This window comes from Nostoc sp. LEGE 12454, assembly GCF_056620565.1.
This window is the reverse complement of sequence record NZ_JBWQXL010000096.1, coordinates 1-4,682: the sequence shown is the minus strand read 5'-3', so window position 1 is coordinate 4,682 and position 4,682 is coordinate 1. Positions and strand designations below refer to the sequence as shown.

At 39.7% G+C, this 4,682-nt stretch carries 5 protein-coding genes; 3 read left to right on the top strand and 2 right to left on the bottom strand.

The genetic code is table 11. The features are described 5' to 3' along the window. Positions 1 to 239: 239 nt before the first annotated feature. Both AC1F2U_RS34440 and AC1F2U_RS34435 read left to right on the top strand, forming a co-directional pair. A complete protein-coding gene (locus AC1F2U_RS34440) occupies positions 240 to 1,337 on the top strand; it encodes a sulfate ABC transporter substrate-binding protein (RefSeq protein WP_480265228.1) in 1,098 nt (365 codons plus the stop codon). Positions 1,338 to 2,628: 1,291 nt separating this feature from the next. Continuing rightward, positions 2,629 to 3,303: a hypothetical protein gene (locus AC1F2U_RS34435; protein ID WP_480265227.1), complete on the top strand. Its 675-nt coding sequence runs from the start codon at positions 2,629 to 2,631 to the stop codon at positions 3,301 to 3,303. An 82-nt stretch (positions 3,304 to 3,385) separates the two neighbouring features. Here AC1F2U_RS34435 and AC1F2U_RS34430 read toward each other — a convergent pair whose 3' ends face one another. Further along, positions 3,386 to 3,646 (bottom strand): GNAT family N-acetyltransferase, encoded by a 261-nt coding sequence (locus AC1F2U_RS34430; RefSeq protein ID WP_480265226.1) that lies wholly within the window; start codon positions 3,644 to 3,646, stop codon positions 3,386 to 3,388. Between the two features lie 18 nt (positions 3,647 to 3,664). On the opposite strand from AC1F2U_RS34430, the gene sugE reads away from it, so the two are divergent. Beyond that, on the top strand, positions 3,665 to 3,985 hold the full coding sequence (gene sugE, locus AC1F2U_RS34425; RefSeq protein ID WP_334897434.1) for a quaternary ammonium compound efflux SMR transporter SugE: 321 nt from the start codon (positions 3,665 to 3,667) through the stop codon (positions 3,983 to 3,985). Positions 3,986 to 4,123: 138 nt separating this feature from the next. Here the strand turns inward: sugE and AC1F2U_RS34420 are convergent, their stop codons facing one another. Next, entirely contained in the window at positions 4,124 to 4,438 is a 315-nt protein-coding gene (locus tag AC1F2U_RS34420) for an S-layer protein (protein WP_480265225.1), read from the bottom strand. Positions 4,439 to 4,682: the final 244 nt, after the last annotated feature.

Here is a 4,682-nt window from a genome sequence, read left to right as displayed (position 1 = left end):
ATGTGACTAAACGCTTTGCTTATTAGCGTACTACTCAACACATTTCATGCTCCTATTTAGTGCATCACTCTTACTACAGTAAAATAATCTGTATTCTTAAGCACAAAATTAGATGCGCTTACCCTGCAACTATCTTATAATACCTCTAAACTACAGTAAATCTCTCGGTTTACCGAATTTAATAGAGGAGGAAAATTTTGAGAAACAAGCGCCAGCATACTTGGAAGCTAAACAGATATATCAGGAAACAAGTTCACACTCGTACTGTTAAAGCTTGGCAAGCTATAAGAAACTGGGGGTTTATATCCCTATTTTTGGCGGGAGTAAGCTTAAGTATAGTGATGAGTGCTTGCTCTGGAGCTAATGTTGATAACACTGGTAATAGAATCGCCACTTCAGAGCGTGATGTAAACCTAACGTTTGTTTCTTACTCAGTGACAAAGGCTGCATACGAGCAAATTATTCCACAATTTGTAGAAAAATGGAAAAAAGAGCATAACCAAAATTTGAAGTTTACTGAAAGTTATGATGGGTCTGGTTCTCAAACCCTAAATGTGATTGATGGTTTAGAGGCTGATGTGATACACCTGTCACTAGCCCTTGATGTTGACAAACTGGTTCAGACAGGTTTTATTCAACCGGGTTGGGAAAAAGAAGCACCAAATAATGCAATTGTGACCCAATCCGTAGGTGCGATCGCTACTCGTGAGGGGAATCCCAAAAATATTAAAACATGGACAGATTTGACAAGACCAGGAGTGAGCGTACTGACAGCTAACCCGAAAACATCTGGTGGTGCGCGATGGAACTTCTTAGGTTTATGGGGTTACGTAACAAAAACTGGTCAGGATGAGAAGCAAGCATTAGATTTTACTTCCAAAGTTTATAAAAATGTACTTGTCCTGCCCAAGACTGCTCGTAATGCCAGCGAATTGTTCTTTAAACAAGGTCAAGGGGATGCTTTACTCAACTATGAAAATGAAATGATTTTATCAAAACAAAAAGGCGAAAAGTTCTCATATATTGTCCCTAATGTGAATATATCTATTGATAATCCAATTGCCGTGGTAGATAAGAACGTCGAGCAACACGGGACTCGGAAAGTTGCAGAAACATTTGTTCAATATCTCTATACCCCAGAGGTACAACGGGAATTTTCCAAAATAGGATTTCGTCCTGTGAATAATACGATTGCAAAAGAATTGGGCAGCAATTTTCCTAAAGTTAAAACCCTGTTCAAAGCAGAAGATTTAGGAGGATGGGACAAGATTCAGCAGCAATTTTTTAATGAAGGTGCTATTTTCGATCAAATCCAAGCTCAAAAGTCTTTAAAGTAAATAGGTCAAAATTTTCAGAGACTTTGCAACCTACAAGATTAGGAACGTAGACCATAAGCGAATGGCACGCTTGATAAGCGTAAATTCCTGGTATTCCTGGGTTTTGGGTGTGGGGTGTAGGGTGTGGGGAATTAAGAATGTGTTGAACTGCTTGACGTACTCGCATTTAATTGTCTTAAACATTACACCCAACACCCTACCCCCAACACCCTGCCCTGACGACGTTTCATCTTTTCTTAGTGCCATTCGACCATAAGCTATGTTAGAGAAAAGCTTATGGTCTACAATCTTAGATAAATATTCAAGCAAAAATTACTATTTAAAGAGCTTGAAGGCTTTGCGATCGCAGTCAAAATGTTGCTATCAAAAGATAAACCCCCAAAGTGACGGAACTCAGCACCTTATTACCAGCAACCATGTTCTGTGTCCCGCCAAGAAAGAAGCTCAAAGTCGCTGATGCCATCTGCGATCTGCTGGCTGATGCGGGCTTCTAAACTTTGTAATGCCAACTTCAAGATTATTCGTTTTTTGCGTAAAGTACGAAACTTGAGGTGAATAGTATTATATAACGGTATCTACTATGAATAAACTGGGGACAACAATAAAAGTCTCCTATATAATTTACTTCTAACAAAACTGCTCTGGCTTACATCTAGGGCAGTTTTATATTGCACGGTAGAAGCCAGATTCTTAACTGCACTCAATGGTGAATCATATACACCCCCAGTACTCACAAGGGTTTGCATATCAAGGCTAAATGCAACTTTACTCGCAAATTCTGAGTGTGCAGTAATGGTATCAAGCAACTTAAGCGCGTGTAAATCCCAAAGCTTTATTGTATGTAGGCCTAGCCCGTCGCAGACATCGTCACTTCCACTAGAGAATCGATTGGGGAGGCGATGGACTATGTATGCCCCGCCTAATAGAACGATATCTACTTTAAGGGGCTGTGAGGCTCCTGCATCGTTAACGCTATGCTATCGGTGTCGCTTACTTCCCTTATCCCCAGCTTCCCTGGCATCTACACATTATGGTCCTGTACTTCGTTCCTCTGGCAGCGATCGCAGCATATAAAGGCTATGCCTTGAGCAACTATGTTACCTTTTTCAACTTTAGAAGCTCTACCTATTGAGCGACAACGAGTAGAGGATTCATAATTTACAATGCAGCCAGGATTTAACTAATTGATAGTTATATGCTGGCTGCCTAATAAAACTTATAGCATCAACAGAGAGATATTATAGAACTCAATTAATTGTGTCTTTGAAATTTATCCAACCAAATGAAGATTATGACTTTTAAACTTGCATTGTGGGTACTGTGGGCTGGATTTATCGCCTATATTTTATTGTTGGCACCGCCTTTGCACTTAAATGAAACGTTAACGCTGTTGAAAAATATATTTACTCTTCAGTGGGCTGCTATTAATCCAATTATCCTTTCTTTATTTTCTCTAGTGGGTATTTGGCTATTAATTTACAGTAGTTTATTGTTTATTGATGGCAGGATGCAACCGATTCCTTTTTGGCCTTTTGCCCTAGCGTCAGTGGGTTCAGGTGTAATTGGTCTTTTGCCGTATCTGGCTTTGCGTAAACCTAATCAACAATTTTCGGGACAAAAGGATGTTTTTTTGAGTCTGCTGGATTCTCGCTTTTACGGTATCGTCTTAACTTTCAGCACAGTTGTTTTGCTTGTCTATGGTTTTGCTTTCGGTGATTGGGGAGATTATGTGCAGCAGTTTCAAAACGATCGCTTTATCAATGGTATGAGTTTGGCATTTTGCCTGTTTTATCTTTTATTTCCTACTGTTGTTGGTGATGATATGGCTCGTCGCCGTTTCCCTGATGCCCAGGTATTTTTAGCAGTGGTGTTTGTTCCCTTACTCGGTTCTCTTGCTTATCTTTGCCTGCGCCCACCACTAGTGTCATCAATTATGCGTGAAGAATCATTAATAACTAATCGCTAAATATCGGTATTTTTCAATAGTTCTGTGACTCAAGATTGGGTGGGCTGGGCGATCGCTTAAGTTGGCTTTAAGAACCTGTGAACTAATTCGCCTGCCAATCGCTTTTGAGAATCCCATAGTCAACAATATCTACGTAATCAACCCCATTGAAATCTATTGTCTGACGGCGACAAAACTCATAAACCATACCAATTTTTTGCAAAATTTGTGCTGATGCGGGATTATGGGAAAAGTGTCCCGAATGAATGGGGTGGAGCCGCAATACCTCAAAGCCATATCGCAATATTTCTGTATATTTAATCTCAGAAAAATCGTTAAAAAATAAAAGTTTTAATTTATACAAGGTGTAGGAGAATAAATAATGGCGTGGGTGTATTTGTTGATTGCAGGGTTATTAGAGATTGTATGGGCAATTGGTCTGAAATATTCACAAGGCTTTACTAAGCTGGCTTTCAGTATTCCCACAGTTGTTTGTATGATATTGAGTTTTTTCTTTTTATCGATAGCACTACGCACATTACCAGTAGGTACTGCTTACGCCGTTTGGACTGGGATAGGGGCAATGGGTACGGCTTTATTAGGGGTATTATTATTTGGTGAACCTGCTTCTGTAAAGCGTTTTATTTGCATTGGCTTAATTTTGGCAGGTGTACTGGGACTCAGGTTAGTATCAAGTCGTTAATCTTGCCAGACAGAAGCCTGACTTTTCCTGTTATCTTTTTAACGCCAATATTTCAAGCGATCGCTTGATTAAACGCCTTTGCGGAACATGATAGCCATCCCGATCGAGCAACAGGAACGGACAACACGTGATAGGTAATTATTTTTCAAACCGTTGTTCTTGCTGTGGTTGCTGTTGGCGTTGAGTGGGTTGGAGTTTTTTAAATAAAGTTGGTGGTGTAGCTTGGCGAAATGCACCACAATAGTGCATGGTCATAACTGCTTTGAAAGCCCAATGGTCTGATGGAACATCAGTAAAAGGATTTGGTAAAGTTTGGGCAAGATTTTGAACGCAAGCATTCACAACTTGGTTTGATGTTGCTGGAGCTTCAGTTACAGGTTCTTGAGATTTAGCAGGAGTAACAAAGCTAGTAGTAGCTAGTACTACGAGTGTAACTAAAATTTTGTACTTCATAATTTGAATTTTCTAGAGATGGCATCTAAGCCTATCTTAGTTTGCAGACAGCAGCCCAGGAACTAGAAGAATTTTGCCCTTCCAGATTCGACTGTTAGCTATGTAGTTGCAGATTTGTTAGCGGGACTTAAACAAAAACTAAGCCCAAATAAAGCCTAAACTGGCTTTATAAGCAGCAAACACGTCACGGTTAAGGGTCAACCAATCGAAAAATCGATAAGACATAGCTGTTTTAAAAGCTTCT